The following is a 26,496-nucleotide window of genomic DNA, read 5'->3' as shown; positions in this document are numbered from 1 at the left end:
GGGCAGCGCGTTGATGCGGCGGACCAGCGGACCGTAGAACTTGTCGACGGTCTCGCCCAGATCCGGCGGCGTGCCATCGGCCGCGGGCCGGCGCTCGCTCAGATCCTGCCCGGCACAGAAACCGCGGCCGGCGCCAGTCAGCACCAGCACGCGCGCGCCTTCGTTCTCCACCCGCGTCATCGCATCGGCCACTTCGCCGTGCATGTTGGCGGTGAAGCTGTTCAGCTTGTCCGGGCGATTCAGCGTCAGGCGCGCAATGCCGCCAGACAGATCGAATTGAATATCTTGATAGCTCATGTCAGTCATCCATAGCGCCGGGCGCCATCGCAGCGAGGTCTCACACAATCGGGGCCGCACGGATCCGGCTCTGCCGGTCCGTAGCGGCGCCCCCTGGGGGGAAGCGCGCAGCGCTTCGGGGGGGTCACACGTGTTTTCTAGTCTGAACCACGCGGAAGCGGTTGGCGACGAAGGCCGAGTCCGACAGCGCGGCATTGGCGGCGGGGTTGGCGCCGGTGCCGTGGAAATCGCTGAAGGCCGCGGTCTGGTTGACGAACACCGCGCCCGTCAGGTTCAGCGACAGGGCCACGCCCGACACTTCGGCCGCGTCCTGGATGCGCTCGGCGACGGCGTCGTCGGTGGTGTAGGCCGACAGCGACAGGGCGCCATGGCGGATCACGCTGTCGCGCGCCAGCTGGATGCTGTGCTCGGTGGAATCGGTGGCCACCACGAAGGCGATGGGACCGAACCACTCCTGGCCGATGGCCGGATTGCCGGCCTGGGCGGACAGCAGCAGCGGCGTGCGCACGCGGGCGTTCTCGAATTGCGGATGGACCAGCGGCTTGCTGTCGGCCAGCACCGGCAGGCCCAGCGCGCGGGCCTTCTCGATGCGCTCGACCACGCCTTCGTTCTGGATCGCGCCGGTCAGCTCGACCGCGCGGGCGGCGTCGGCGGTGGTCTTTTCCAGCGCGGCGGCCAGGGCGCCCGCGACCTCGTCGAAGCTGACGCGGCCTTCCGGCGTCTGGATGCCGTCGCGCGGCACGTAGATGTTCTGCGGCGCCGTGCACATCTGGCCCGAGTACAGGGCCAGCGAGAACGCCAGGTTGCGCGCCACGCCCTTCAGGTCGCTGGCCGAGTCGATGATGACCTGGTTGACGCCGGCCTTCTCGGTGTAGACCAGGGCCTGGCGGGCGTTGTCTTCCAGCCAGTTGCCGTTGGCGCTGCTGCCGGTGAAGTCGACGATCTTGACGGCGGGATCCAGCGCCAGCTGCTGCGCGGTTTCATCGCCGGCGGCATGCGCGGCCAGCAGCACCACGTTGGGATCGAAGCCCGCTTCGGCCAGCACTTCGCGCGCCACCTTCACGGTGATGGCCAGCGGCAGGATCGCGCCCGGATGCGGCTTGACGATGACGGTATTGCCCGTGGCCAGGCTGGCGAACAGGCCGGGATAGCCGTTCCAGGTCGGGAAGGTGGAGCAGCCGATCACCAGCGCCACGCCTCGCGGCACCACGGTGAAGTGCTTTTCCATGCGGATGGGATCGTTCTTACCCTGCGGCTTTTCCCAGACCGAGATGCCGGGGATGCGCGACATTTCCTGCCACGCGTAGGTCACGGCCTCGAAGCCGCGGTCCTGCGCGTGCGGGCCGCCGGCCTGGAAGGCCATCATGAAGCCCTGGCCGGTGGTGTGCTGCACCGCGTAGGCGATCTCGAAGCTCAGCTTGTTCAGGCGCGACAGGATTTCCATCGACACGCCGACCCAGGCGCGCGGGCCGGCGCGGCGCCATTGTTCCAGCGCCTTGGACGACGCGGCCACCAGCTTGGCGGCGGGCACGCGCGGATAGGTGATGCCCAGGTCGAAGCCGTAGGGCGAAGCCTCGCCGCCCACGCTGCCTTCGGCGCCCGGCAGGTCCAGCGGGAAGGGCTTGCCGCGCAGCGCCTCGAAGGCGGCGCGGCCGTCGTCATTGGCGGTCTCGCCGTAGTTGCGCGGGCTGGGCGACTCGGCAAACGGGCTCCAGTAGCCGCGCAGCGCGGCGGCGGCCATGGCCTGTTCCAGCAGGGCCTGATGACGCTCGAAGAATTGCTCTGACACTGTGTCTCTCCAAAATGAATGATGTCGGCCTGGCGGACGCCGGCTCAGGTTTCCTGGTCGAAGTCGATGACCAGGCGGTCGCTGACCGGAAAGCTCTGGCAGCTGAGGATGAAGCCGCGCGCGACCTCGTAGTCTTCCAGCGCGAAGTTGGCGTCCATGTCCACCTCGCCCTCGACGACCTTGCAGCGGCAGGTGGAACACACCCCGCCCTTGCACGAGTACGGCAGCTCTATCCCTTGCGCCAGCGCCGAATCCAGCACGCTGTCCTTGTTCTTGTCGATGACGAACATCCTGCTGTGGCCGTCCTGCACCACGGTGACCTCGCACTGCCCCTTGCCGGGAGCCTGTCGGGCTTCCTGGCCGGTGCGCAGGGCGCGCGGTCCCTTGGGCGCGCCGAACAGCTCGAACTTGATGTTCGACTTCGGAATGCCGCGGGCCTGCAGGCGCTCGACCACGCTCTCGGTCATGGTCTGCGGACCACAGACAAAAGCGTAATCGATATCGGCCGGGCTCATCCAGGCCGACATGAGCTGGTCGACCTTGTCGCCGTCCAGGCGGCCGTTGAACAGTTCGATGTCCTGGGTTTCGCGGCTCATGACATAGACCAGCGAAAAGCGGTCCATGTACAGATTCTTCAGGTCCTCGATTTCCTCGCGGAACAGCACGGCCGACGAGGCGCGGTTGCCGAAGAACAGCGTGAACTTGCTCTTGGGCTCGGTCGACAGCGCGGTCTTGACCAGCGAAAACACCGGGGTGATGCCGCTGCCGACGGCGAAGGCCACGTAGTGGCGTTCCTGCTCGGGCGAGAAATCGACGGTGAAATTGCCCGCCGGCGCCATCACTTCCAGGGTCTGGCCGGGTTGCAGCTCATGGTTGGCCCAGCTGGAGAACGCGCCCTCGTCCACCCGCTTGATCGCCACGCGCAGGCGCTTGTCGCTGGGGGCCGAACAGATCGAATACGAGCGGCGCAGCTCTTCGCCGTTGAGCTGGGTGCGCAGGGTCAGGTACTGGCCCGGCAGGAAGGCGAACTCGTCGACCAGCGTCTCGGGCAGGTCGAACGTCACCACCACGGCGTCGCGCGTGTTGCGCGCGACCGAGGCGACCTTCAGGGAATGGAATTGGTTCTGGCTCATTGTCTCAACCACTCAGTGGGTCTTGAAATAATCGAAGGGCTCGTGGCAGGCGACGCAGCGGTACAGCGCCTTGCACGACGTGGAGCCGAAATCGCTGACCAGGCGCGTGTCGCGCGAGCCGCAGCGCGGGCACTCGATGGCGGGCGCGGCGCGGCGGCGGCTGATGCCGGAGATGTCGACGGCGCGCTCGGCGGGCGCGGCGATGCCGTAGCCCTTGAGCGCGGCGCGGCCCTTCTCGCTCATCCAGTCGGTGGTCCAGGCCGGCGCCAGGCGGGTCTCGACGCGCACGTCGTCGACGCCGTGCCGCGCCAGCGTGGCCGCGATGTCCTGCGTGATCTCGCGCATGGCCGGACAGCCCGAGTAGGTGGGCGTGATCACGACCACGCAGGTCTCGCCGTCCCAGCTCACGTCGCGCACCACGCCCAGGTCCACCACGGAAAGCACGGGGATCTCCGGATCCGGCACTTCCTGCAGCCAGTCGAAGACCTGGCCGGCGGACACGGGCGCCATGGCGTTCACCACTTGGCTCCCGGATAGGCGCGCGGCAGGAATTGCATCTCGGCCAGCACGTAGCCCAGTTCCTCGCTGTGCCGGCCCTGGCGGCCGCCGCGATGGGCGGGATGGCCGGCGGCTGCGGCGTCCGGCACGGACAGCGTGGCCTCGCCCAGCACTTCGGCCACGTGGCGGGCCCAGGGCTCGCGCAGCTCGGACAGCAGACAGCCGATGCCGCGCGCGGCCAGGTCCTGGTCCACGGCGTCGTCAAAGAACAGCTCGCCCGTGAAGCGCCAGGCGTCGTCGATGGCGGCCTGCATCTTGGCGTGGCTTTCGGCCGTGCCGTCGCCCAGGCGCACCACCATGTCCGAAGAACGGCGCACGTGATAGGTGACTTCCTTGAGCGCCTTGGCGGCGATGGCCGCGACGCGTTCGTCGGCGGACTGCTCCAGCTTCTGCAGCAGGAAGTAGTGCCAGACGTCGAACAGGAACTGGCGCGCCATGGTGTCGGCGTAGTTGCCGTTGGCGCGCTCGACCAGCAGCGCGTTGTGGAACTGGTGCGCGTCGCGCAGATAGGCCAGCGCGTCTTCGTCGCGGCCCGCGCCTTCGACCTCGCCGGCCAGGGTCAGCCACATGCGGGCCTGGCCCAGCAGGTCCAGCGCGGTGTTGGTCAGCGCCAGATCCTCTTCGAGGATGGGGCCGTGGCCGGTCCATTCGCCCAGGCGCTGCGACAGGATGAGCGTGGTGTCGCCCATGCGCAGCAGGAATTCAAAGAAATGCTTGTCCATGTCTCCCCCTCCCGCCTTACATGTGCTTGATTTCTTCGGGCATCGGGAAGAACGTGGGATGCCGGTAGACCTTGCTGTTGGCCGGCTCGAACAGCGGATCCTTGTCGCCGGGGCTGCTGGCCGAGATGTCCGACGCGCGCACGACCCAGATGCTCAGGCCTTCGTTGCGGCGCGTGTAGACGTCGCGCGCATGGTTGATGGCCATTTCGGCATCGGGTGCGTGCAGGCTGCCCACATGCTTGTGCGCCAGGCCGTGCTGGCTGCGGATGAACACTTCCCACAGGGGCCAGTCTTTGCTCATGATGGATGTCCTCGGTGCCGGGCGCGCGATGCGCGTCCTGGTCTGCAATGGATAAAAAATAGGCCTGAAAATCAGTTGTTCCTGCTGCTGGCTTCTCACCCGCAACCGGGTATCGCCCCATCCGGGTCGCGCGGAGCCGGCTTTGCCGGTCCGCAGCGACGCCCCCTTGAGGGGGGGCGCGCGCAGCGCTTCGGGGGTGGGCCCACCCCCTACGCGGCTTTGCGTGTCGCCTGTTTGTCGGCGTGGGCGACGAGCGCATCGCGCACCCAGGCGCCGTCTTCGTGCGCCTTGACGCGGGCGGCCAGGCGTTCGCGGTTGCAGGGGCCGTTGCCCTTGATGACCGCGTAGAACTCGTTCCAGTCGATCTCGCCGAAGTCGTAGTGGCCGCGCTCGGCGTTCCACTTGAGATCGGGATCGGGCACGGTCAGGCCCAGGTACTCGGCCTGCGGCACGGTCTGGTCCACCATCTTCTGGCGCAGCTCGTCGTTGGTGAAGAGCTTGATCTTCCAGGCCATGGACTGGGCGCTGTTGGGCGAATCGGCGTCGCTGGGACCGAACATCATCAGCGCGGGCCACCACCAGCGGTTCAGCGAGTCCTGCACCATGGCCTTCTGCTCGGGCGTGCCGTGCAGGCACATCTGCATCAGCAGGTCGTAGCCCTGGCGCTGGTGGAAGGACTCTTCCTTACAGACGCGCACCATGGCGCGCGCATAGGGGCCGTAGGAACAGCGGCACAGCGGGATCTGGTTGATGATGGCCGAGCCGTCGACCAGCCAGCCGATCATGCCGATGTCGGCCCAGCTGAGCGTGGGGTAATTGAAGATGCTGGAGTACTTGGCGCGGCCGCTGTGCAGGTCGTCGATCAGGTCGTCGCGCGACACGCCCAGTGTCTCGGCGGCGCTGTACAGGTACAGGCCGTGGCCGGCCTCGTCCTGGACCTTGGCCAGCAGGATGGCCTTGCGCTTGAGCGAGGGCGCGCGGGTGATCCAGTTGCCTTCGGGCAGCATGCCCACGATTTCGGAATGCGCATGCTGCGAGATCTGGCGCACCAGCGTCTTGCGATAGGCGTCGGGCATCCAGTCCTTGGCCTCGATGCGCACGCCATCGTCAATGCGGCGCTGGAAGGCCTGTTCCGCGCCCTCGAGCTGGTCGGCGGACTTGACCTGCTTGACGCCGGTCTCGACGAGTTGAGCGTACATGTGTGTCTCCTTGAGACGGTTTGCGAAAACGCAAAGCTGGCGCCGCGCAGTGCCGTCATGTCATACGGCGATTATTTAATACAAAAAATCCATTGTCAAACTCAAATCTGTATCACATTGGATTTATGTATCATATTGCCGAACTCGATACCGGCCGCCCGCGGCCCTACTTATGGCAAACCCTCAGTCGCCCCTGGACCGCTTTCTGTCGCGCTTGATCAAGAGCGATCCGCCCCGGGCAAAATCGCTCTGCGTCAGCCTGCTGGGCGATGCGCTGGCGCCGCACGGCGGCGCCATCTGGCTGGGCGACCTGATCGAGCTGCTGGCGCCGCTGGGCATCAATGAGCGGCTGCTGCGCACCAGCGTCTTTCGCCTGGTCGCGCAGAACTGGCTGCAATCGGAACGGCATGGCCGCCGCAGCCTGTACCTGATTTCGGAGCAGGGGCAACGCCACACGGCGCACGCCTCGCAGCGCATCTACGAAGGCGCGCCGCAGGACTGGAACGGGGAATGGACGCTGGTGGCCCTGCCCCGGATCGGCAATGGACTGGCCGAGCGCGCCGAGCTGCGCCGGGAACTGGTGTGGGAAGGCTTCGGCATGATCGCGCCGGGGCTGTTCGCCCATCCGCATACCCAGGCCAGCGCGGCGCATGACATCCTGGAAAAGCTCGGCATTCCCGACCGCGCCCTGGTGCTGTCGGCGCGCGACCTGGCCGATGCCGGCGGCCTGCCGATAGCCAGCCTGGCCTCCCAGTGCTGGAACCTGGACGACGTGGCCGAGCAATACCGGGCGTTCAGCAAGAATTTCGGGCCGCTGGAAAAACTGCTGGAAGCGCCGCCCTCGCCCGCCGAAGCCTTCGTCATCCGCGTCCTGTTGCTGCACAATTGGCGCCGGATCGTCCTGCACGACCCCCACCTGCCCGGCCCGATGCTGCCCGACAACTGGCCCGGACGCGCGGCGCGCGAACTCTGCGGGCGTCTCTACTGGCGCGTGTTCGACGCCTCGGAAGCGCACCTGGACGCGCTGGCCGCCCGCGACAATGAGCGCTACACGCCGCTCACGGCGGACGTGGAGGCGCGCTTCGGCGGCCGACCGGCCTGATTCGATGAAAAATCATTGGATCCGGGGCCGGATGCGCCGCCCCATTTAGCGTCACGCCCGGCGCGGCGGGCCGTCGGACTGCCTGCGCGCCACGATCCGGTGGATCGGATTCAGACGTCGTCCGCCTCGGACGGCATGACCACATCCAGCGTATCCAGATGCCGCTCGCCGATGGCGCCGGCGCCGGATCCCGGCAGCTCCAGCCCCCGCGCCCGCGCGATGAAGGACAGGGTCCAGCGCGCCTGGATCGGACGTCCCAGCGCTACGCCGGTATCCGCGTCCACGCCGCTGGGCACATCCAGCGCCAGCACGGGCCCGCCCCAGCGATTGACCGCGTCCACCAGCGCCTGCCAATCGGCGTCCAGGGGACGGTTCAGGCCGATGCCGAACAGGCCGTCGATGACCAGCCCGGGCACGAAACCGGGTTCCAGCGCGGATAGCGTCGCGCCGCCCGCAGCAACCCAGCCATCATGGGCGCGGGCGGCATCGGGAGGCAGTTTCTGCGGGCCGGCGGGCAGCAGCACGCGCACGTCGTGCCCCATCGCCCGCAACACGGTCGCCGCGACCAGGGCGTCGCCGCCATTGTTGCCAGGGCCGGCCAAGGCCAGCACCGGCGTACCGGGCGCGATCCGGGCCGCCACAAAGCGGGCCGCGGCCGCGCCCGCCAGCGGCATCAGCTGCCGGCCGGCAGCCAGCGCCTGGCGCTCGGCCTCGCGGATCCGGGTGACGGGATGGCAAGACGGCATGGCGGGCTCCGGAATGCCGGCGGGCCGGAGGCCCGCCCGGGGCCGTCAGACCTTGAGGAAATGCTCGCGGTAGTACTTCAGCTCGTCGATCGACTCGTAGATGTCCGCCAGCGCTTCGTGGCGGCTCTTCTTCTCGAAGCCCTTGTAGACGGCCGGCGCCCAGCGGCGAGCCAGTTCCTTCAGCGTGCTGACGTCGAGGTTGCGGTAGTGGAAGAACTTCTCGAACCGCGGCATGTAGGCGAACATGAAGCGGCGGTCCTGGCTGATGGTGTTGCCGCACAGCGGCGACTTGCCGGCCGGCACGTGCTGCGACAGGAATTCCAGCAGGATATCCTCGGCCTGGGCCTCGTTGATGGTCGAGGCGCGGACCTTGTCGATCAGGCCGCTCTTGCCGTGCGTCGACTTGTTCCAGTCGTCCATGGCGTCGAGCAGGCTGTCGGGCTGGTGCAGCACCAGCACGGGGCCTTCCGCGACCACGGTCAGGTCGGGCTCGGTCACCACGACGGCGACTTCGATGATGCGTTCTTTCTCAGGTTCGAGGCCCGTCATTTCCATGTCGAGCCAGACCAGGCGGTTTTCGTTCACAGCCATATAATTTGCCTATAAAACACGCGATTTTCGCATATCCCTTACCGAGCCCCCGACCCGCACATGTTCACCCTGCTGTTCGTCGCCTTCCTGCTGATCGACGTTGCCGTGCGCCTGTGGCTGGCCACGCGCCAGATCCGCCATGTCGCCCGCAACCGCGAACAGGTGCCAGCCGAATTCTCGCACCGCATCGGCCTGACCAGCCACCAGCGCGCGGCGGACTACACCGTGGCGCGCGTGCGGCTGGGCATGCTGGAGCGGACCTACGACGCCATCGTGCTGGTGGGCCTGACCCTGCTGGGCGGCCTGCAGGCCATCGACCTGATGGTGGGCCAGCTTACCAGCAATGACTTCCTGCGCCAGATGCTGCTGCTGGTGGCCGTGGCGCTGCTGCTGGGCCTGCTGGGGCTGCCGTTCACGCTGTGGCGGCAGTTCAGATTGGAAGCCCGTTTCGGTTTCAACCGCATGACACCCGAGCTGTTCGTGGCGGACGCGCTCAAGGGCCTGCTGGTGGCGGCGGTGCTGGGGTTGCCGCTGGCCGCCGCCGTGCTGTGGCTGATGGGCAGCGCCGGCGCGTACTGGTGGGCCTGGGCCTGGGGCCTGTGGATGGTATTCAACCTGGCGCTGCTCATCATCTATCCCATGTTCATCGCCCCGCTGTTCAACAAGTTCACGCCCTTGACCGACCCCGATCTGGCCGGACGCATCCAGCGCCTGGCGCAGCGCTGCGGCTTCGCGCTCAACGGCCTGTTCGTGATGGACGGCTCGCGCCGTTCCGCGCATGGCAATGCCTACTTCACCGGCTTCGGCCGCTCGCGCCGCATCGTCTTCTTCGACACGCTGCTGGCGCGCCTGAACGGCGACGAGATCGAGGCCGTGCTGGCCCATGAGCTCGGCCATTTCGCCAAGCGCCACATCATCAAGCGCATCTGCTTCAGCTTCGGCGCGGCCCTGGTATTCTTCGCGCTGCTGGGCTGGATATCCCAGCAGCCGTGGTTCTATGTGGGGCTGGGCGTGCTGCCGCAGCTGGGCGGCCGCAACGACGCCATGGCGCTGCTGCTGTTCTTCCTGGTGATTCCGGTCTTCACCTTCGTGTTCACGCCGCTGGCCAGCTGGTATTCGCGCCGCGACGAATTCGAAGCCGACCGCTATGCCGCCGAGCAAAGCTCGCCCGAACGACTGGTATCCGCCCTGGTCAAACTCTACGACGACAACGCCGCCACCCTGACGCCCGATCCCGTGCATTCCGCCTTCTACGACAGCCATCCTCCCGCCGCCGTGCGCATCCGTCACCTGATGGCGCCGGCCGCATGAGCGCACGCGATCGCTCCCCCCAACGCCCGCAGCAGGGCGCCGCGGCCGCCGTCACCGGCGGGCCGAACGAAGGCCGCATCATCGCGGCCCATGGCCGTCACTACACGGTGGAACTCGACGACGGCGTCCTGCGCAAGTGCTTCCCGCGCGGCAAGAAGGCCGGGGCAACGGTCGGCGACCGGGTCCGCATCACGCCGCAGGGCAGCGACGAAGGCGCGATCGATGCGATCCTGCCGCGCCGCAACCTGCTGTACCGCTCGGACGAGATGCGCTCCAAGCAATTCGCGTCCAACGTCGATCAGCTGCTGATCGTGGTCGCGGTCCAGCCCACTTTTTCCGACGACCTGACCGGGCGCGCGCTGGCCGGCGCCTGGAGCGCCGGCATCTCGCCGCTCATCATCCTGAACAAGACCGACCTGGCCGACGCCCTGCCCGCCGCCCGCGAACGGCTGGCGCCGATCGCGGCGCTGGGCGTGGACATCATCGAGCTGAGCGCGCTGGAACCGGCGCGGGTCCATACGCTGCTGGCGCCGCGCCTGGCGGGCAAGACCAACCTGCTGCTGGGACAGAGCGGCATGGGCAAGTCCACCCTGCTCAACGCGCTGGTGCCGGACGCCGCCGCGCCCACGCGCGAACACTCGACCGCGCTGGACATGGGCAAGCACACCACCACCAGCACGCGGCTGTACCACCTGCCCGATCCGGGCGGCGACCTGATCGATTCGCCGGGATTCCAGGCATTCGGCCTGCAGCACCTGACCCGCGAGGACATCATCCGCGGCTTTCCCGAATTCGCCGGTCCGATCGAAGCCTGCCGCTTCTACAACTGCAGCCACCGCCATGAGCCGGGCTGCGGCGTGGTCGCGGCGCTGGAGGCGGGCGCCATCCATCCCGCGCGCTATGCGCTGTATCAACGGGTATTGGAAGAGAACGAAGCGGGCCAGCAGCGGTATTGAGACTTGGCGCCGACGCGCCAGGCACTCAACGCGGCTGGAAGCCGTGATTCAGCAGGTGGTACAGATTGCGCAGCATGCCAGCGGTCGCGCCCCAGATGAAGTACTTCCCATAGGGCATGCCGTAGTAATGGCGCACGCGGCCGTCGTCCAGCCGCGCCTCGTACAGGCGGTGATTGGCCGGGTCCATCAGGAAGGACAGCGGCACCTCGAACACCTCGGCCACCTCGAACGCGTCCGGCGCCAGCTGGAAGCCGGGCCGCACCAGGGACACGACGGGGATGATGGAGAATCCGGTCGCCGTCAGATAGGGCGGCATGCTGCCCAGCACCTCGACGTGCTCGGCCGGCAATCCGGTTTCCTCGTGCGCCTCGCGCAGCGCGGCGTCTTCCGGCGTGGGGTCGCTGGTTTCGATGCGGCCGCCGGGAAAGCTGATCTGGCCGGCATGGTCATGCAGGTGCGCGGCGCGCTGGGTCAGCAGGATGCTGACGCCCTGCTCTCGGGTCACCAGGGGAATCAGCACGGCGGCGGGCACCGGCGTGCCTTCGCGGCCGGGATAGCGCAAGTCGTTGTCGCGCGAGAGTTCGAGCTTCCAGGTGGAAGGCTGGCTCAGCGTTCCGCGCAGCGCGGCGGGCGTGAGCAGGCCGGCGGGCACGGCCGGCAGCGAATCATTGGCCACGACCCAGGGCTGGGAAGCCGGATCGAAACCGGGACGGGCCAGCGGCCGTCGGGGCCGCGGGGAGGACGAGGAATCAGACATACGGCTCTGTGTAAAGAAAAAGGCACCCTCGCAGGTGCCTTTTTAACCCGGAAATCCGTGCCGGACGAAAACGCGGGAAAGCGTGAGCGTCCGACACAGATAGGGCCGTGTGCCGATAAGCGATCAAGCCGCCGAGGCTTGCTTGCTGACCAGCTTTTCCTTGATGCGAGCCGACTTGCCCGAGCGGTTGCGCAGGTAGTACAGCTTGGCGCGGCGCACGTCGCCGCGGCGCTTGACTTCGATGCCGGCGATCTGCGGCGAGTACAGCTGGAACGTACGTTCCACGGCTTCGCCCGACGAGATCTTGCGCACGGTGAACGCGGAGTTCAGGCCGCGGTTGCGCTTGGCGATCACGACGCCTTCGAAGGCCTGCACGCGCTTGCGGGTGCCTTCAACGACGTTCACGCTCACGACGACGGTGTCGCCAGGAGCAAAAGCAGGCATGGCCTTGCCGCCGGTCAGGCGGGCAATTTCTTCCTGTTCCAGGATAGCGATGAGGTTCATTGAAACTCCTAGTTCATCTTGCCTTTGCGGGCTAACAACTTTTTGCCGTCCGATTTTGTTCGTTGTCCAAAATCCAAAGTCCCAGACCAGGGATAGGGATTGCCGTGGGAAAGACTCCCGGGCGCCAGACAACGGATATGCCGCAAGCAGAGGATGAGATTTGGCAAACCAATGATTCTACACCAGAATTTCCAAAAATAGCCAAGTCTGGAGACGCGACTGGACGGGAGCATGCCCGCGGGTGTATCTTGCGAGCCCTATTGAGTAGACATCTATACAAATTTTCCATGCCAGGTCGTCGGGAATGGCGACAAGAACGCCGGCCTGAACCTTCCGGCGTCCTTGCCCGCCCATTTGCGGTACCCTTGCGGTCTTGTAACAAACACGTCACCAAGCAGCTCCCTCACCATGTCGTATTCGTCCCTGGTATTGGTCGTCCTGGCCGCGATGGCCCACGCAACGTGGAACCTTCTGGCCAAGCGAGCCGCCATGGTGGGCGCGCCCTTCGTCTTCGCCTACGGCCTGTGTGCCTCGGTGCTCTACGCGCCCTGGGTGGTCTGGGTGCTGCTGCACGACGGCATGCAATGGTCCTGGATGGTGGTCGGCGCCATTCTGACGTCCAGCCTGTTGCACCTGGGCTACAGCCTGTGCCTGCAGCGCGGCTACCAGGTGGCGGACCTGTCCGTGGTCTATCCGATTGCCCGGGGCACCGGCCCGCTGCTCTCGACCACCGGGGCGTTCATCCTGTTGAATGAGCCAGCCAAGGCCAGCGGCATCGCCGGCATGCTGTGCGTGGTGATCGGCGTGTTGCTCATCGCCACGCAAGGCCGGCTGGCCATCTTCCGCCAGGCCCAGGCCTGGGTCGGCGTGCGCTGGGGCGTGGTGATCGGCCTGTTCATCGCCGCCTACACGGTGGTCGACGCCTACGGCGTGAAAGTGCTGCTGATCAGCCCCGTGCTGTTCGACTGGTTCACCTGTGTCACGCGCACCACCATGATGACGCCGCACATGCTGCGCCGCCGGGCTCAGAACTGGGAATCGATGCGCGGCTATTGGCACCTGGCGCTGGCCGTGGGCTTCCTGTCGCCGCTGGGCTACATCCTGGTGCTGTTCGCGCTGCAGGATGGCGCGCCGTTGAGCCTGGTGGCGCCGGCCCGGGAAATGTCGATGATGCTGGGCACCCTGGCCGGCATGTTCCTGCTGCGCGAGAAGGTAGGCATCGGCCGACTGCTGGGCTGCTTCTCCATTCTGGCGGGCGTTGTCCTGCTCGGTTCAGCCTGACGGGCGCCGTTCAGCGCGACTCCGCCTGATCGGCACCCGCTGGATCCGGTCCACCTGAAAAATCCTGGACGGCAAGCATCGCCCCCCTGCCCCTGCGCGCCGGACATGCCCGGCGTTGCGCCAAGGTCAGAATCCGCCGGCAGCGCCCAGCCACATCAGCGCCGGAATCATGGCGCCCCAGGCCAGCACCAGCAGCACATCCGCCACCTTGCTCTTCATGCTGAGCTGATCCGCCACCGGCTCGACGGTGGCATTGCCCAGCGTACGCTCGCGCGGCAGGCGCGCGGCGCTTTCGCCGGCCTTGCCCTTGCTCGCCGCGTCGTCCTGGGCGGGCGCGGGAAACGGCCACTTGGCCGGCAGCGACGCCAGTCGGCTGCTCGCGCGGGCAGGCTGCGCCTTGCCGGGCATGGACACCGCAAGGCGGGCGCCCAGCGCGCGCAGACGCGTCAGCGGTCCACGGGCGGGATTCAGATCCAACGCCAGCGCATCAGGCATGGCGGAGAGGTTTCCGGTGTTCATGGGAACTCCTTGTATTCATGGCCACGCAAGCGCTTGGCCCATCGGCTAGACGACACAGGCTCCGGCCCGACAGGCCCGGCGCGATCGGACTACGACTCGAACAGCGACAACTGCCCGGCGGCCGCGGCGCGCAGCGGGCTGCGGCCACGGACATAGCCGCTGGCGATGCCAGCGGTCGAGGCATGGGGGACCCCTGAAGACGCTTTCGCGCCAGCCGGGGATGGGAAAACGGAGGATGAGGCATCGTGCGCGCCGTCCAGGCCGATCGCGGCGGGCGGCACGAACTGGTCGCAGCTGAGCTGCAGGCGGCTGCGGTTCAGGCCCAACTTGCGCGCGGCCATGGAAAAGCGCTGGCGCAGCAGGTCGGCCCAGATGCCGGTGCCGCGCATGCGCGAACCGAAGTTGGGATCGTTGCGGCGACCGCTGCGCAGGTCTTCGATGCGATGCAGGACGCGCTGGGCGCGGTCCGGGAAATGGGCGTGCAGCCAGTCCTCGAACAGGGTCTTGACCTCCCAGGGCAGGCGCAGGACCGTATAGCTGGCGTAGTGCGCGCCAGCCGTCTTGGCGGCCTCCAGGATGTGTTCCATGGACTCGTCGTTGATGAACGGAATGATGGGCGCCACCAGCACGCCCACCGGCACGCCGGCGTCGGTCAGGCTGCGCACCGCCTCCAGCCGGCGCCAGGGCGCGGCGGCGCGCGGCTCCAGGCTGCGGGCCATGGCCGCGTCCAGCGTGGTGACGCTCATGTAGACGACGACCAGGTTGTGGCGGGCCAGTTCGGCCAGCAGGTCCAGGTCGCGCGCGACCAGGGCGTTCTTCGTGACGATGGTGAGCGGATGCCGGGTTTCCAGCATCAGTTCCAGCAGGCCGCGCGTCAGGCGCCATTCACGCTCGATGGGCTGGTAGGCGTCGGTGGCCGAGCCGATGTTGATGGGCGACGGCTTGTAGCCCGGCCGGCTCAGTTCCGCGCGCAGGGCCTCGACGGCGTTGGCCTTGGCCACCAGCCGGGTTTCGAAGTCCAGGCCGGGCGAATAGCCTAGGTAGGCATGGGTGGGACGGGCATAGCAGTAAACGCAACCGTGCTCGCAGCCGCGGTAGGGATTGACCGCCACATCGAAGGGAATGTCGGGCGAATCGTTGCGCGACAGCATCTTGCGCGCGGCCTCGGCCGTGACCTGGGTCTTGGGCGCGGCGGGTTCGCGGCGCTGGTCGGGCACGATGGGAATGACGGGAGCGATTCGGGAGGGCTGGCCGGAAACGGCCGGCGTAGCGGCGTCGTCTTCGCCAGGAAAGGCGGCGGCGCGCTCGGTCAGGCTCGACGAAGCCTCTGAGGAAAAATCGGGGACGGGATCTACGAAATCTGCCGGCAGTCCGGAGGCGGACCAGCCGTCGTCGACCTGTACGCGTTCGTCGGATTGGAAGCGATGTCGAACATTAGTAACCGCACCCCGACCGCGCAAGGCGGCGGGGGCGGCAGCCGGGGACCCAGAACCGGCGGGAAAAGAATGATCGATGCTTGCCATGGAAAACACTGTACAAAAACACAGTGGTTTTAGCAAGCCCCGAAAGACTTTTCTTAAGACAGCCCCACTTTACCGCAAGACGCCGGCTCCGTTGCGACAATTCGATTTCATCTTGCGAGATAGGCTGGAAACCCGCGCCAGCATTAGCTTTGGAAGAAAAACAACAGCAATCCGGGGAGACGAAAAAGCGCTCCGCGCCCCGGATCCGCAGGCCCCTTAGCGCAGCATGCCGGCAGCCGCCGTCTGATGCGTCGCTTCGTCGATCAGGATGAACGCGCCGGTCGCCGGCACGTCCGCATAACGATCGACGGCGAGCGCATCGCGCGTCGTGAACGACACCCGGCCGATGTCGTTCATGCGCAGCACGCCTTCCGTGTTCTCGACTTCCTGCAGCTCATGGATATCACGATGCGACAGCACCGCGCGCACCTTCGCCGACGTCAGCCGCGTGCCCGACTTGAGCAGATACTTGCGCGCCGGATTGAGCGGCTGCGAATCGAGCCAGCACAATTCGGCCTCGAACTCGCGCGACACCTGCGCAGGCGCGGCCGCATGCGCGATCACGTCACCGCGCGAGACATCCACGTCGCGGTCCAACACCACCGTGACGGAATCGCCCGCCACCGCCTCGTCCAGTTCGCGGTCGAATGCCAGCACACGGCTCACCACGGCATCCACGCCGGACGGCTGCACCGTGACGGCATCGCCGGGCCGCAGCACGCCGCTGGCGACGCGGCCGGCATAGCCGCGGAAGTCGTCCTTGCGGTCGCCGTCATGGCGCGCCACGCGCTGTACCGGGAAGCGCAGCGGCAAGGCGCCGCCGTCGTTCTGCACGTCCAGCGCCTCCAGCAGCGCCAGCAGGGGTTGGCCCTGGTACCAGGGCGTCTTGGGCGACGCCGCAACCACGTTGTCGCCGTTCAGCGCCGACAGCGGCAGCGCGTCAAAATGCGCGATGCCCAGCTTGGCCGCCAGCTCGGCGTAGGCGGCGCGGATGCGTTCGAACACGGCCTGGTCCCACTCCACCAGGTCCATCTTGTTCACCGCGACCACGATATGGCAGATGCCCAGCAGCCTGGCGATGGTGCTGTGGCGCTTGGTCTGCGGCAGCAGCTTGCCATCGGCCGCGCGGGTGGCGTCGATCAGGATGACGGCCACGTCGGCGGTGGATGCGCCGGTCACCATGTTGCGCGTGTACTGCTCATGGCCCGGCGCGTCGGCGATGATGAACTTGCGCGCCGGCGTCGAGAAATAGCGGTAGGCCACGTCGATGGTGATGCCCTGCTCGCGCTCGGCCTCCAGGCCATCCGTCAGCAGCGAGAAGTCGATGCCGTCGCCGGCCACGCGCTTGTACTTGGCGCGCGCGATGGCATCGAGCTGATCGGCGAACACGCCCTTGCTGTCGTACAGCAGGCGCCCGATCAGCGTGGACTTGCCGTCATCCACCGAACCGGCGGTGATCAGGCGCAGCACGCCGCGGTCGGCGCTGGAAAGAAAAGAATCGTTGATGGCGTTCATGTGCGTTCCTTGCGGCCGGCCTTCAAGCCGGCGAGCCCCGGCGCGCGGCCGGAGCGGTCGGGTGCTTGCGCGGGATCAGAAGTAGCCTTCCTTCTTGCGGCGCTCCATCGAGGCCTCGGAAGTCTGGTCGTCCATGCGGGTGGCGCCGCGCTCGGTGATGTCGGTCACCGCGGTCTCGGCGATGATGGCGGCCGTGTCGGCGGCATCAGACGCCACCGGGCAGGTGCAGGAGATGTCACCCACGGTGCGAAAGCGCACCTGCAGCCGCTCGACCTGCTCGCCTTCCTGCGGCGGCGTCAGCCGCGTCACCGGCACCAGCAATCCCTTGCGCCGCACCACCTCGCGCTCGTGCGCGTAGTAGATCGACGGCAGCGCCAGACGCTCGCGCTGGATGTATTGCCACACGTCCAGCTCGGTCCAGTTCGAGATCGGGAACACGCGCATGTTCTCGCCACGATGCACGCGGGTGTTGAACAGGTTCCAGACTTCCGGCCGCTGGGCCTTCGGATCCCATTGGCCAAACTCGTCGCGGAACGAGAAGATGCGCTCCTTGGCGCGCGCCTTTTCCTCGTCGCGCCGGGCGCCGCCGATGCAGGCGTCGAAGCCGAATTCCTCGATCGCTTCCAGCAGCGTCACCGCCTGTGCGGCGTTGCGCGAATCGGTCTCGCGCCGCAGCACCACGCTGCCGCGCTTGATCGAATCCTCGACGCTGCGCACGATCAGGGTCTCGCCCAGTTCGGCAGCGCGCGCGTCACGGAAATCGATCACCTCGCCGAAGTTGTGGCCGGTGTCGATATGCATCAGCGGAAACGGAAAGCCGCCCGGGCGAAAGGCCTTTTCGGCCAGGCGCAGCAGCACGACCGAATCCTTGCCGCCCGAGAACAGCAGCACCGGCCGTTCGCACTCGGCGGCGACCTCGCGCAGGATGAAGATGGCTTCCGATTCCAGCCAGTCCAGGTGGCTGCGTTGAATCACGGCAGACATTGGGTGTTCCCCTTGAATCATGGTTTTCGAATTCATGGCCGGCCAGCGTCGCCGGCGGGCGCGATGGCGATGACCCTATTGCCCGCGTGCAGGCCGCATTCCTTGGAGTCCGAGGACTCCCACCACCAGCGCCCTGCCCGCAGGTCTTCGCCCGGCCGCAAGGCGCGCGTACAGGGTTCGCAGCCGATGGACGGATAGCCCTGGTCGTGCAGCGGGTTGTACGGAATGCCCAGCGCGCGGATCACGGCCCAGACCTCGGCCTCGCTCCAGTCGGCCAGCGGGTTGAACTTGTAGAGGCCGAACGTGGCGTCCTGTTCTTCGCGCGCCAGCTCGCCGCGCGTGGCGGACTGGGCGCGCCGCTGCCCGGTGATCCAGGCGCCGCGTCCGGCCAGCGCGCGCTTGAGCGGCTCGACCTTGCGGATCTGGCAGCAGGCCTTGCGCAGCTCGACGCTTTCGTAGAAGGCATAGGCGCCATGCGCCGCCACGTGTGCGTCAACGGCGGCCGCGTCGGGCCGGTAGATCGTGACCTCGCGGCCGTAGCGCCGGCGGATCGCGTCCAGCACGCCCAGCGTTTCATCGTGCAGCCTGCCGGTATCCAGCGTGAACACTTCCAGGCCCAGCCCGGCATCGAAAATGGCGTGCGTCAGCACCATGTCCTCGGCTGCCAGCGACGAGGCCAGCGCGGCGTCGGGATAGCGGCTCAGCACGTCGGCCAGGGTCTCGGTCAGCGCGCGCCAGCGCGCCGCCGCGCCGGCTTCCAGTTCGGGAGGCAGTTCGATCGTCGTCATGCTTGCACCGTGAATATGCGGGCCCGACGCGGACGCGCCAGCAGGGTTTCGCCATCGCGCAGGTTCAGTTCCCGGTACAGCTGTTCCGGCACTTCGGCCTCGATGATGGCGTCCGAGTCCTGGCGCGCCAGTTCCAGATAGGCGCTGGGGCCGGCCAGGTAGGCGTGCGACAGCCGCACCGCGATGCCCTCGCCATCCGGCCGGTAGCGCTCGATGTCGAATTCATGCGGCCGCACATAGGCGGTGGCGCGCTCGCCATCGGCCTGCGCCAGCTCAGGCGCCGGCAGCGACAGCCCCGCCCCCTGCCAGACGCCGCGCGTGGCCACGCCGGCCAGCGAATTGACGTCGCCCAGGAAGCCGTAGACGAAGGGCGTGGCGGGCGATTCCCAGACTTCGCGGGGCGTGCCCACCTGCTCGATGCGGCCCGAATTCATCAGCACCACCCGGTCGGCCACTTCCAGCGCCTCTTCCTGGTCATGCGTCACGAACACGCTGGCCACGTGCAGCTCGTCGTGCAGCCGGCGCAGCCAGCGGCGCAGTTCCTTGCGCACCTTGGCATCCAGCGCGCCGAAGGGTTCGTCCAGCAGCAGCACGCGCGGCTCCACCGCCAGCGCGCGCGCCAGGGCGATGCGCTGGCGCTGGCCGCCCGACAGCTGGGCCGGATAGCGATCGGCCAGCCAGTCCAGCTGCACCAGTCCCAGCAGATCGTGCACCTTGCGCTGGATCTGGTCCTCGGAAGGACGCTGCGAACGATGCTTGACGCGCAGGCCGAAAGCCACGTTCTCGAACACGGTCATGTGCTTGAACAGCGCGTAGTGCTGGAACACGAACCCGACCTGGCGCTGGCGCACATCCACGGCGGTGGCGTCCTCGCCGGCGAACAGCACGCTGCCCGAGTCGGCCGATTCCAGGCCGGCGATGATGCGCAGCAGCGTGGTCTTGCCACAGCCGGATGGCCCCAGCAGCGCGACCAGCTCGCCGGTCTCGATATGCAGCGATACGTCGTTGAGCGCGCGGAACTGACCGAAGCGCTTGGACAGGTTGCGGACTTCTATGCTCATGTTTGTCTCCGTCGGACGCCGTGTCAGGCGGCGGCCTGCGTGATGGCCACGGCGGGGCCGGGATACTCGGCAGGCTGATTGGCCGCCTGCAACTGCTTCGCGTTGCGCCACTCGACCAGGTTCTTGGCCACCAGCGTCACCAGCGCCAGCAGGGCCAGCAGCGAGGCCACGGCGAAGGCCGCCGCGTACTGGTATTCGTTGTAGAGAATCTCGACGTGCAGGGTCATGGTGTTGGTCAGGCCGCGCACCTGGCCGGACACCACCGACACCGCGCCGAACTCGCCCATGGCGCGCGCGTTGCACAGGATGGCGCCATACAGCAGGCCCCACTTGATGTTCGGCAGCGTGACGCGCCAGAAGATCTGCCAGCCGTTGGCGCCCAGCGTCAGCGCGGCCTGCTCTTCCTCGCTGCCCTGCGCCTGCATCAGCGGGATCAGCTCGCGCGCGACGAACGGAAAGGTCACGAACAGGCTGGCCAGGATGATGCCCGGCACCGCGTACACAATCTTGATGTCGTGCGCCTGCAGCCAGCCGCCGAACCAGCCCTGCGTGCCGAACAGCAGCACGAAGACCAGCCCCGCCACCACCGGCGACACCGAGAACGGCAGGTCGATCAGCGTGATCAGGAACTGCTTGCCGCGGAACTGGAACTTGGTGATGGCCCAGGCCGCGGCCACGCCGAACACCAGGTTCACCGGCAGCGCGATGGCGGCGACCAGCAGCGTCAGGCGGATCGCCGCCCAGGCATCCGGCTCGACGATGGCCTCCAGGTAGAGCGCCCAGCCCTTGCGGAAGGCCTCGGCGAATACCGCGGCCAGCGGCACCAGCAGGAACAGCGCCAGGAACAGCAGCGCGATGCCCAGCAGGATGCCGCGCACCCAGCGCGGCTCGGTCAGGTGGGCGGGACGATGGTCGACGCTCATCAGGCTCTCCCGAGGCCGCGGCGGGCCTGCCAGCCCTGCAGCAGGTTGATGACGAACAGCAGCACGAAGGACAGCGCCAGCATCACCGTGGCGATGGCGGCAGCGCCGGCATAGTCGAACTGTTCGAGCTTGGCGATGATCAACAACGGCGTGATCTCGGACACCATGGGCATGTTGCCGGCGATGAACACCACCGAGCCATACTCGCCCACCGCGCGCGCGAAGGCCAGCGCGAAGCCGGTCATCAGCGCCGGCAGCAGCGCGGGCAGCAGCACACGGCGTATGGTCTGCCATCGGTTGGCGCCCAGGCTGGCGGCGGCTTCCTCGATCTCGCGCTCGACGTCCTCGAGCACCGGCTGCACCGTGCGCACCACGAAGGGCACGCCGATGAAGATCAGCGCGATCACGATGCCCACCGGCGTGAACGCGATCTTCCAGCCGAACCACTCGGCCAGCGGCGCGCCCAGCCAGCCCTTCTGGGAATACAGCGCGGTCAGCGCGATGCCGGCCACCGCGGTGGGCAGCGCGAAGGGCAGGTCCACCAGCGCGTCCAGGATCTTCTTGCCCGGAAAGCGGTAGCGCACCAGCACCCAGGCCACGATGGTGCCGAACACCAGGTTCACCAGCGCCGCGATCAGGGACGCGCCGAAGGTGAGCTTGTAGGAAGCCACCACGCGCGGCGCCGCGACCGCGTCCCAGAAGCCCTGCCAGCCGAGCGAGGCGCTCTTGATGGGCAGCGCGGCCAGTGGAATGAGCACCAGCAGGCTCAGGTAGAGCACCGCATAGCCCATGGAAATACCGAAGCCGGGCAGGACGCCCGGGCTGCGGCGGCGAACGGCAAAAGGCGCTTGCGCGCCCGTTGCCGCCGGTGTCGAGGCTGAGGTCATGGCCGTCGTCCGATGGTCAGGAGATCACTTCTTCTGAGGCTGGTAGATCTGGTCGAAGGTGCCGCCGTCGCTGAAGTGATCCTTCTGCGCCTTGCGCCAGCCGCCGAAGATCTTGTCGTCGATCTTGACGAGCTTGACCTTGGGGAACTTGCTTTCGTACTTGGCCGCCACGTCCTTGTCGATGGGGCGGTAGTAGTTCTTGGCGATGATTTCCTGCGCCGCCGGCGTGTACAGGAATTCCAGGTAGGCCTGGGCGGCGGCGCGGGTGCCCTTCTTGTCGACGATCTTGTCGACCACGGCCACCGGCGGCTCGGCCAGGATGGACAGCGAGGGCACCACGATGTCGAACTTGTCCGGACCCAGTTCCTCGAGCGCCAGGAAGGCCTCGTTCTCCCAGGCCAGCAGCACGTCGCCCACACCGCGCTCGACGAAGGTGGTGGTGGCGCCGCGCGCGCCGGTATCCAGCACCGGCACGTGCTTGAGCAGCTCGCCGACGTAGGCCTTGGCCTTGTCCTCGCTGCCGCCGTTCTTCTCCAGCGCGTAGGCCCAGGCCGCCAGGTAATTCCAGCGCGCGCCGCCGGAGGTCTTGGGATTGGGGGTGATGACCTGCACGCCGTCCTTGACCAGGTCGTCCCAATCCTTGATCTGCTTGGGATTGCCCTTGCGCACCAGGAACACGATGGTGGAGGTATAGGGCGAGCTGTTCTGCGGCAGGCGGGCCTGCCAGTTTTCCGGCAGCAGGCCGCGGTCGGCGATGGCGTCGATGTCGTAGGCCAGTGCCAGCGTCACCACGTCGGCTTCCAGTCCGTCGATGACCGAGCGCGCCTGGCGGCCCGAGCCGCCGTGCGATTGGCGGATGGTCAGCTCGACGCCGGCCTTGTCCTTGTACTGCTTGGCGAAGGCATCGTCGATCGCGCGGTACAGCTCGCGCGTCGGATCATAGGAGACGTTGAGCAGCGTCTGCTTCTGCTGCGCCTGGGCCGGCGCGATCGCCGCGAGCGAAACCGTCACTGCAGCCAAGGCGGCCAGCCAACCCGCTTTCCTGAAAGACATCCCTTGCTCCCTGCGTCAGTTTGACAATGTGGAAGCAAGTTTGCAGGCGGGCCGATCTGAACGGAACGAATCATTTTTTGATTGTTAATCGCCGCCAAGCATATAGACACGGGTCATGGCGAATCCACGCCGCCTCGCCTTCGAGACGCCATGCGCAGCGTGCGCCTTGCGAAATGCCCGTCGCGCCAACCGTGGAGACCCATAAAAAAACGCCGCGTTCCCAGCGGGGAATCGCGGCGTACTGGCGGCAAAGCCTGCGGGATGCGCTCAGGGCTCGCGGCCCCACATGCATCCCGGCTATTTACTTATTCGGCTGGGGCGTGATGCGCAGGTACGGACGCACGGCCTTGTAGCCCTTGGGGAATTTCTGCTTGATCACGGCCTCGTCCTGCAGCGAGGGCACGATGATCACGTCGTCGCCGTCCTGCCAATTAACCGGCGTGGCCACGCTGTGGCTGTCGGTCAGCTGCAGCGAGTCGATGACGCGCAGGATCTCGTTGAAGTTGCGTCCGGTGCTGGCCGGATAGGTGATGGTCAGGCGCACCTTCTTGTTCGGATCGATGATGAACACCGAGCGCACCGTCAGCGTGGCGTTGGCATTCGGGTGGATCATGTCGTACAGCTCGGAAACCTTGCGGTCCTTGTCGGCCAGGATCGGGAAGTTGACCGTGGTGGACTGGGTGTCGTTGATGTCCTCGATCCACTTGTTGTGCGATTCCTTGCCGTCGACGGACAGCGCCAGCACCTTCACGTTGCGCTTGGCGAACTCATCGGCCAGCTTGGCGGTGTAGCCCAGCTCGGTGGTGCAGACGGGAGTGAAATCGGCGGGATGCGAGAACAGCACGCCCCAGCTGTTGCCCAGGAATTCATGGAAACGGATCGGGCCAACCGAGGATTCCTGTTCGAAATCGGGGGCGATGTCGCCCAGGCGTAGATGACTCATGGTGTCTCCTGCATGCGGATGAAGGTTGATCGAGGGCGGCCCGCCCGCGAGCGGGCTGACACGGCCGTCAAGGGCTCGTCGGCGGCCTGCGACGCCCGGGCTTGCATCCCGCAGCGGCAGCCATGCGACGATTCTTCCATCAAACTCGGTACGGGGGAAATACGCAAGACATATAACCTTATGCAATATTCATGACCCGAATTGAGCGCCTGCAATCCGATGGCACGCGCAAAAGAAAAGCCCGCGAACTTGCGTTCGCGGGCTTTTCCGTAGAGGCCTTGCCTCTGGCTCTAGAGCGCGCCGGTCAGTTCCGGCACGACCTGGAACAGATCGCCGACCAGGCCGTAGTCGGCCACGCCGAAGATCGGGGCTTCCGGATCCTTGTTGATGGCCACGATGACCTTGGAGTCCTTCATGCCGGCCAGGTGCTGGATGGCGCCGGAGATGCCGACGGCCACGTACAGCTGCGGGGCCACGATCTTGCCGGTCTGTCCGACCTGCCAGTCGTTCGGCGCGTAACCGGCGTCGACCGCCGCGCGCGAAGCGCCCAGCGCCGCGCCCAGCTTGTCGGCCAGCGGGTCCAGGATCTTGAAGTTCTCGGCGCTGCCCAGGCCGCGGCCGCCGGAGACGACGACGCGCGCGCCGGCCAGCTCGGGACGGTCGCTCTTGGCGACTTCGCGACCCACGAAGCTCGACAGGCCCGAGTCGGCCACCGCGGCGGCGTCCTCGATCGCGGCCGAGCCGCCGGTGGCGGCCACCGCGTCAAAGCCGGTGGTGCGCACGGTGATGACCTTGACCGCGTCGGCCGATTGCACCGTGGCGATGGCGTTGCCGGCGTAGATCGGGCGCAGGAAGGTGTCGGCGGATTCCACGCCGATGATGTCCGAGACCTGCGCCACGTCGAGCTTGGCGGCCACGCGCGGGGCCACGTTCTTGCCCGAGGCGGTGGCCGGGAACAGGATGTGGCTGTAGCTCGAAGCCACGGCCAGCACCTGGGCAGCCAGGTTCTCGGCCAGGCCTTCGGCCAGCTGCGGCGCGTCGGCCAGCAGCACCTTGGACACGCCGGCGGCCTGCGCGGCCTGCTCGGCCACGGCGCGGGCATTGGCGCCGGCGACCAGCACGTGCACGTCGCCGCCGATCTTGACGGCGGCGGCGATGGTGTTCAGGGTCGCGCCCTTGAGCTGGGCGTTGTCGTGTTCAGCAATAACCAGCGTCGTCATCTCAGACCACCTTCGCTTCGTTCTTGAGTTTGTCCACCAGCGCCGCCACGTCGGGCACCTTGATGCCGGCCTTGCGCGCCGGCGGCTCGCTGACCTTCAGCGTCTTCAGGCGCGGCGCCGGGTCCACGCCCAGGTCCTGCGGCGTCACGGTGTCCAGTTGCTTCTTCTTGGCCTTCATGATGTTCGGCAGCGTCACGTAGCGCGGCTCGTTCAGGCGCAGGTCGGTGGTGATGATGGCCGGCAGCTTCAGCGACAGGGTTTCCAGGCCGCCGTCGACTTCACGCGTCACGCTGACCTTGCCGTCGCCCAGCTCGACCTTGCTGGCGAACGTGGCTTGCGGCCAGTCCAGCAGCGCGGCCAGCATCTGGCCGGTCTGGTTGGCGTCGTCGTCGATCGCCTGCTTGCCCAGGATCACCAGCTGCGGCTGTTCCTTGTCGACCAGCGCCTTGAGCAGCTTGGCCACGGCCAGCGGCTGCAGCTCGACGTCGGTCTGCACCAGCACGCCGCGATCGGCGCCGATGGCCATCGCCGTGCGCAGGGTTTCCTGGCATTGGGCCACGCCGCAAGACACGGCCACGACCTCGGCCACCGAACCCTTCTCCTTCAGGCGGGTCGCTTCCTCGACGGCGATTTCGTCGAAGGGGTTCATGGACATCTTCACATTGGCGATATCGACGCCAGTCTGATCCGACTTGACGCGCACCTTGACGTTGTAGTCAACGACGCGCTTGACAGGTACCAAAACCTTCATCCCGCTGCCTCCAAATGGAAATAATTACCCGGCATGCGCCGGGATCGCATTGCACAATTTTTTCCTGATTCTACAGCTTCGCCAGCGCCCGTATGTGAGCGACCACGCTACGCCCCAGGGCGGAAAGGTTGTAACCGCCCTCCAGCGTGCTGACGATCCGCCCCTGGGCATGGCGGTCGGCCACCTCCACGAGCTGTTCGGTGATCCAGGCGTAGTCGGCCTCGACCAGGCCCATCTGGCCCATGTCGTCCTCCCGGTGAGCGTCGAATCCGGCCGACACCAGGATCAGCTCCGGCCGATGCGCCTCCAGCCGCGGCAGCCAGGTGTCCTTGACGATGGACCGGACCGCCGCGCCCGCGGTATAGGCCGGCACCGGCACATTGAGCATGTTGGCGGCCGGATGGTCCGCGCCGCTGTTGGGAAAGAACGGGTGTTGGAAGAAGCTGCACATCAGCACCCGCTCATCGCCAGCGAAGACATCCTCGGTGCCGTTGCCGTGATGGACGTCGAAATCCACGATGGCCACCCGCGACAGGCCGTGGAAGTCCAGCGCGTGGCGGGCCGCGATGGCCACGTTGTTCAGGAAGCAGAAGCCCATGGCCTGGGAACGGCAGGCATGGTGCCCCGGCGGACGCACCGCACAAAAAGCGGTGCGCGCCTCGCCGCCCATGACCGCGTCGACCGCGGCCACGCCCGCGCCGGCCGCGTACAGCGCGGCCTCGTAGGTGGGCGGGTTCATCAGGGTATCGGGATCGATCGGGTAGTAGCCGTGCTCGGGCACATGCTGGCGCAGACTGTCCAGGTACTGAACGGTATGCACCCGCAGGATGTCGTGACGCGAGGCCTGCGGCGCCTGGCGATCGTCGAGATAGGGCATCAGGCCGCTGGCCAACAACTGGTCCGAGATGGCGTCCAGCCTCTGCGGGCTTTCCGGATGCCAACTGCCCATTTCATGCAAGCGGCATGCCGGGTGGGTAAGATACATGGTCTCCATAAGGAAGATTATGTTCATCTGTCGGCGATTACTGCAACTCGGGGCCTTGTCGGCCCTGCTCGCGGGGTGTTCCACCACCGCTCCCTCC

General features: G+C 67.0%; 28 protein-coding genes. 4 read left to right on the top strand and 24 right to left on the bottom strand.

All coding sequences use genetic code 11. From position 1 onward, the window contains the following. The 7 genes from KDH83_RS16175 to paaA all read right to left on the bottom strand — a co-directional run. Positions 1–297, bottom strand: a 297-nt coding sequence (locus tag KDH83_RS16175; protein ID WP_212317722.1) for an enoyl-CoA hydratase-related protein, incomplete at its 3' end; no start/stop codon positions are given. A 124-nt stretch (positions 298–421) separates the two neighbouring features. Continuing rightward, positions 422–2,086, bottom strand: coding sequence for a phenylacetic acid degradation protein PaaN (paaN, locus tag KDH83_RS16170; RefSeq protein WP_212317720.1), 1,665 nt, complete (start codon positions 2,084–2,086; stop codon positions 422–424). Positions 2,087–2,130: 44 nt separating this feature from the next. Further along, on the bottom strand, positions 2,131–3,219 hold the full coding sequence (gene paaE / locus KDH83_RS16165; protein WP_212317717.1) for a 1,2-phenylacetyl-CoA epoxidase subunit PaaE: 1,089 nt from the start codon (positions 3,217–3,219) through the stop codon (positions 2,131–2,133). A 12-nt stretch (positions 3,220–3,231) separates the two neighbouring features. Continuing rightward, positions 3,232–3,738 carry a 1,2-phenylacetyl-CoA epoxidase subunit PaaD gene (gene paaD, locus KDH83_RS16160; protein WP_212317715.1) on the bottom strand — a complete coding sequence of 169 codons (507 nt, stop codon included), beginning with the start codon at positions 3,736–3,738 and terminating at the stop codon, positions 3,232–3,234. Continuing rightward, positions 3,735–4,499 (bottom strand): 1,2-phenylacetyl-CoA epoxidase subunit PaaC, encoded by a 765-nt coding sequence (gene paaC, locus KDH83_RS16155; protein ID WP_212317713.1) that lies wholly within the window; start codon positions 4,497–4,499, stop codon positions 3,735–3,737. Before paaC ends, paaD begins: the two co-directional genes overlap by 4 nt. 16 nt (positions 4,500–4,515) lie before the next feature. Next, complete coding sequence (gene paaB, locus KDH83_RS16150; RefSeq protein WP_006388300.1) at positions 4,516–4,800, bottom strand: 1,2-phenylacetyl-CoA epoxidase subunit PaaB; 285 nt, start codon at positions 4,798–4,800, stop codon at positions 4,516–4,518. A gap of 209 nt (positions 4,801–5,009) precedes the next feature. Next, the gene (gene paaA, locus KDH83_RS16145) at positions 5,010–5,999 is read right to left on the bottom strand and encodes a 1,2-phenylacetyl-CoA epoxidase subunit PaaA (protein ID WP_212317711.1); all 990 of its coding nucleotides are present in this window, start codon (positions 5,997–5,999) and stop codon (positions 5,010–5,012) included. A gap of 172 nt (positions 6,000–6,171) precedes the next feature. On the opposite strand from paaA, the gene paaX reads away from it, so the two are divergent. Further along, on the top strand, positions 6,172–7,101 hold the full coding sequence (gene paaX / locus KDH83_RS16140; protein ID WP_212317709.1) for a phenylacetic acid degradation operon negative regulatory protein PaaX: 930 nt from the start codon (positions 6,172–6,174) through the stop codon (positions 7,099–7,101). 110 nt (positions 7,102–7,211) lie between these two features. On the opposite strand, the gene KDH83_RS16135 is transcribed toward paaX, so the two are convergent. Beyond that, on the bottom strand, positions 7,212–7,847 hold the full coding sequence (locus tag KDH83_RS16135; protein ID WP_212317707.1) for an NAD(P)H-hydrate epimerase: 636 nt from the start codon (positions 7,845–7,847) through the stop codon (positions 7,212–7,214). 45 nt (positions 7,848–7,892) lie between these two features. After that, complete coding sequence (gene orn, locus KDH83_RS16130) at positions 7,893–8,438, bottom strand: oligoribonuclease (protein ID WP_103273371.1); 546 nt, start codon at positions 8,436–8,438, stop codon at positions 7,893–7,895. Between the two features lie 60 nt (positions 8,439–8,498). Between orn and KDH83_RS16125 the strand changes: the two genes are divergently transcribed. Further along, positions 8,499–9,749, top strand: coding sequence for a M48 family metallopeptidase (locus KDH83_RS16125; RefSeq protein WP_212317705.1), 1,251 nt, complete (start codon positions 8,499–8,501; stop codon positions 9,747–9,749). Further along, positions 9,746–10,705: a ribosome small subunit-dependent GTPase A gene (rsgA, locus tag KDH83_RS16120; protein ID WP_249205154.1), complete on the top strand. Its 960-nt coding sequence runs from the start codon at positions 9,746–9,748 to the stop codon at positions 10,703–10,705. The genes KDH83_RS16125 and rsgA overlap by 4 nt, the downstream gene beginning before the upstream one ends. 25 nt (positions 10,706–10,730) lie before the next feature. Here the strand turns inward: rsgA and KDH83_RS16115 are convergent, their stop codons facing one another. Then, the gene (locus KDH83_RS16115; RefSeq protein ID WP_212317703.1) at positions 10,731–11,462 is read right to left on the bottom strand and encodes a CoA pyrophosphatase; all 732 of its coding nucleotides are present in this window, start codon (positions 11,460–11,462) and stop codon (positions 10,731–10,733) included. A gap of 123 nt (positions 11,463–11,585) precedes the next feature. Next, on the bottom strand, positions 11,586–11,966 hold the full coding sequence (gene rplS / locus KDH83_RS16110) for a 50S ribosomal protein L19 (protein ID WP_103273368.1): 381 nt from the start codon (positions 11,964–11,966) through the stop codon (positions 11,586–11,588). Between the two features lie 408 nt (positions 11,967–12,374). On the opposite strand from rplS, the gene KDH83_RS16105 reads away from it, so the two are divergent. Further along, positions 12,375–13,247 carry a DMT family transporter gene (locus KDH83_RS16105; protein ID WP_212317701.1) on the top strand — a complete coding sequence of 291 codons (873 nt, stop codon included), beginning with the start codon at positions 12,375–12,377 and terminating at the stop codon, positions 13,245–13,247. A gap of 126 nt (positions 13,248–13,373) precedes the next feature. Here the strand turns inward: KDH83_RS16105 and KDH83_RS16100 are convergent, their stop codons facing one another. The 13 genes from KDH83_RS16100 to KDH83_RS16040 form a co-directional block, all read right to left on the bottom strand. Then, the gene (locus KDH83_RS16100; protein WP_212317699.1) at positions 13,374–13,766 is read right to left on the bottom strand and encodes a hypothetical protein; all 393 of its coding nucleotides are present in this window, start codon (positions 13,764–13,766) and stop codon (positions 13,374–13,376) included. A gap of 89 nt (positions 13,767–13,855) precedes the next feature. Beyond that, entirely contained in the window at positions 13,856–15,289 is a 1,434-nt protein-coding gene (locus KDH83_RS16095) for a PA0069 family radical SAM protein (protein ID WP_212317697.1), read from the bottom strand. Positions 15,290–15,505: 216 nt separating this feature from the next. Continuing rightward, positions 15,506–16,804: a GTP-binding protein gene (locus KDH83_RS16090; protein ID WP_212317695.1), complete on the bottom strand. Its 1,299-nt coding sequence runs from the start codon at positions 16,802–16,804 to the stop codon at positions 15,506–15,508. A gap of 75 nt (positions 16,805–16,879) precedes the next feature. Further along, positions 16,880–17,788, bottom strand: a complete 909-nt coding sequence (gene cysD / locus KDH83_RS16085) for a sulfate adenylyltransferase subunit CysD (RefSeq protein ID WP_212317693.1) — start codon at positions 17,786–17,788, stop codon at positions 16,880–16,882. A gap of 32 nt (positions 17,789–17,820) precedes the next feature. Continuing rightward, positions 17,821–18,576 carry a phosphoadenylyl-sulfate reductase gene (locus KDH83_RS16080; RefSeq protein WP_212317691.1) on the bottom strand — a complete coding sequence of 252 codons (756 nt, stop codon included), beginning with the start codon at positions 18,574–18,576 and terminating at the stop codon, positions 17,821–17,823. Then, entirely contained in the window at positions 18,573–19,637 is a 1,065-nt protein-coding gene (locus tag KDH83_RS16075; RefSeq protein WP_212317689.1) for a sulfate ABC transporter ATP-binding protein, read from the bottom strand. The genes KDH83_RS16080 and KDH83_RS16075 overlap by 4 nt, the downstream gene beginning before the upstream one ends. Before the next feature lie 23 nt (positions 19,638–19,660). Beyond that, positions 19,661–20,560, bottom strand: coding sequence for a sulfate ABC transporter permease subunit CysW (gene cysW / locus KDH83_RS16070; RefSeq protein WP_212317687.1), 900 nt, complete (start codon positions 20,558–20,560; stop codon positions 19,661–19,663). Next, complete coding sequence (gene cysT / locus KDH83_RS16065) at positions 20,560–21,447, bottom strand: sulfate ABC transporter permease subunit CysT (protein WP_212317685.1); 888 nt, start codon at positions 21,445–21,447, stop codon at positions 20,560–20,562. The genes cysW and cysT overlap by 1 nt, the downstream gene beginning before the upstream one ends. Positions 21,448–21,471: 24 nt before the next feature. Next, positions 21,472–22,500, bottom strand: coding sequence for a sulfate ABC transporter substrate-binding protein (locus KDH83_RS16060; protein ID WP_103273358.1), 1,029 nt, complete (start codon positions 22,498–22,500; stop codon positions 21,472–21,474). A 301-nt stretch (positions 22,501–22,801) separates the two neighbouring features. Further along, positions 22,802–23,443 carry a peroxiredoxin gene (locus KDH83_RS16055; RefSeq protein WP_103276372.1) on the bottom strand — a complete coding sequence of 214 codons (642 nt, stop codon included), beginning with the start codon at positions 23,441–23,443 and terminating at the stop codon, positions 22,802–22,804. Between the two features lie 290 nt (positions 23,444–23,733). Then, positions 23,734–24,663, bottom strand: coding sequence for an electron transfer flavoprotein subunit alpha/FixB family protein (locus KDH83_RS16050; protein WP_212317683.1), 930 nt, complete (start codon positions 24,661–24,663; stop codon positions 23,734–23,736). A gap of 1 nt (position 24,664) precedes the next feature. Then, on the bottom strand, positions 24,665–25,414 hold the full coding sequence (locus KDH83_RS16045) for an electron transfer flavoprotein subunit beta/FixA family protein (protein WP_212317681.1): 750 nt from the start codon (positions 25,412–25,414) through the stop codon (positions 24,665–24,667). A gap of 70 nt (positions 25,415–25,484) precedes the next feature. Then, on the bottom strand, positions 25,485–26,408 hold the full coding sequence (locus KDH83_RS16040) for a histone deacetylase family protein (RefSeq protein WP_212317679.1): 924 nt from the start codon (positions 26,406–26,408) through the stop codon (positions 25,485–25,487). Positions 26,409–26,496: the final 88 nt, after the last annotated feature.

Source organism: Achromobacter sp. Marseille-Q0513 (assembly GCF_018195695.1).
GTDB lineage: Bacteria > Pseudomonadota > Gammaproteobacteria > Burkholderiales > Burkholderiaceae_B > Achromobacter.
The sequence above is the reverse complement of the archived record's forward strand: the minus strand, read 5'-3'. Positions and strand labels throughout refer to the sequence as shown.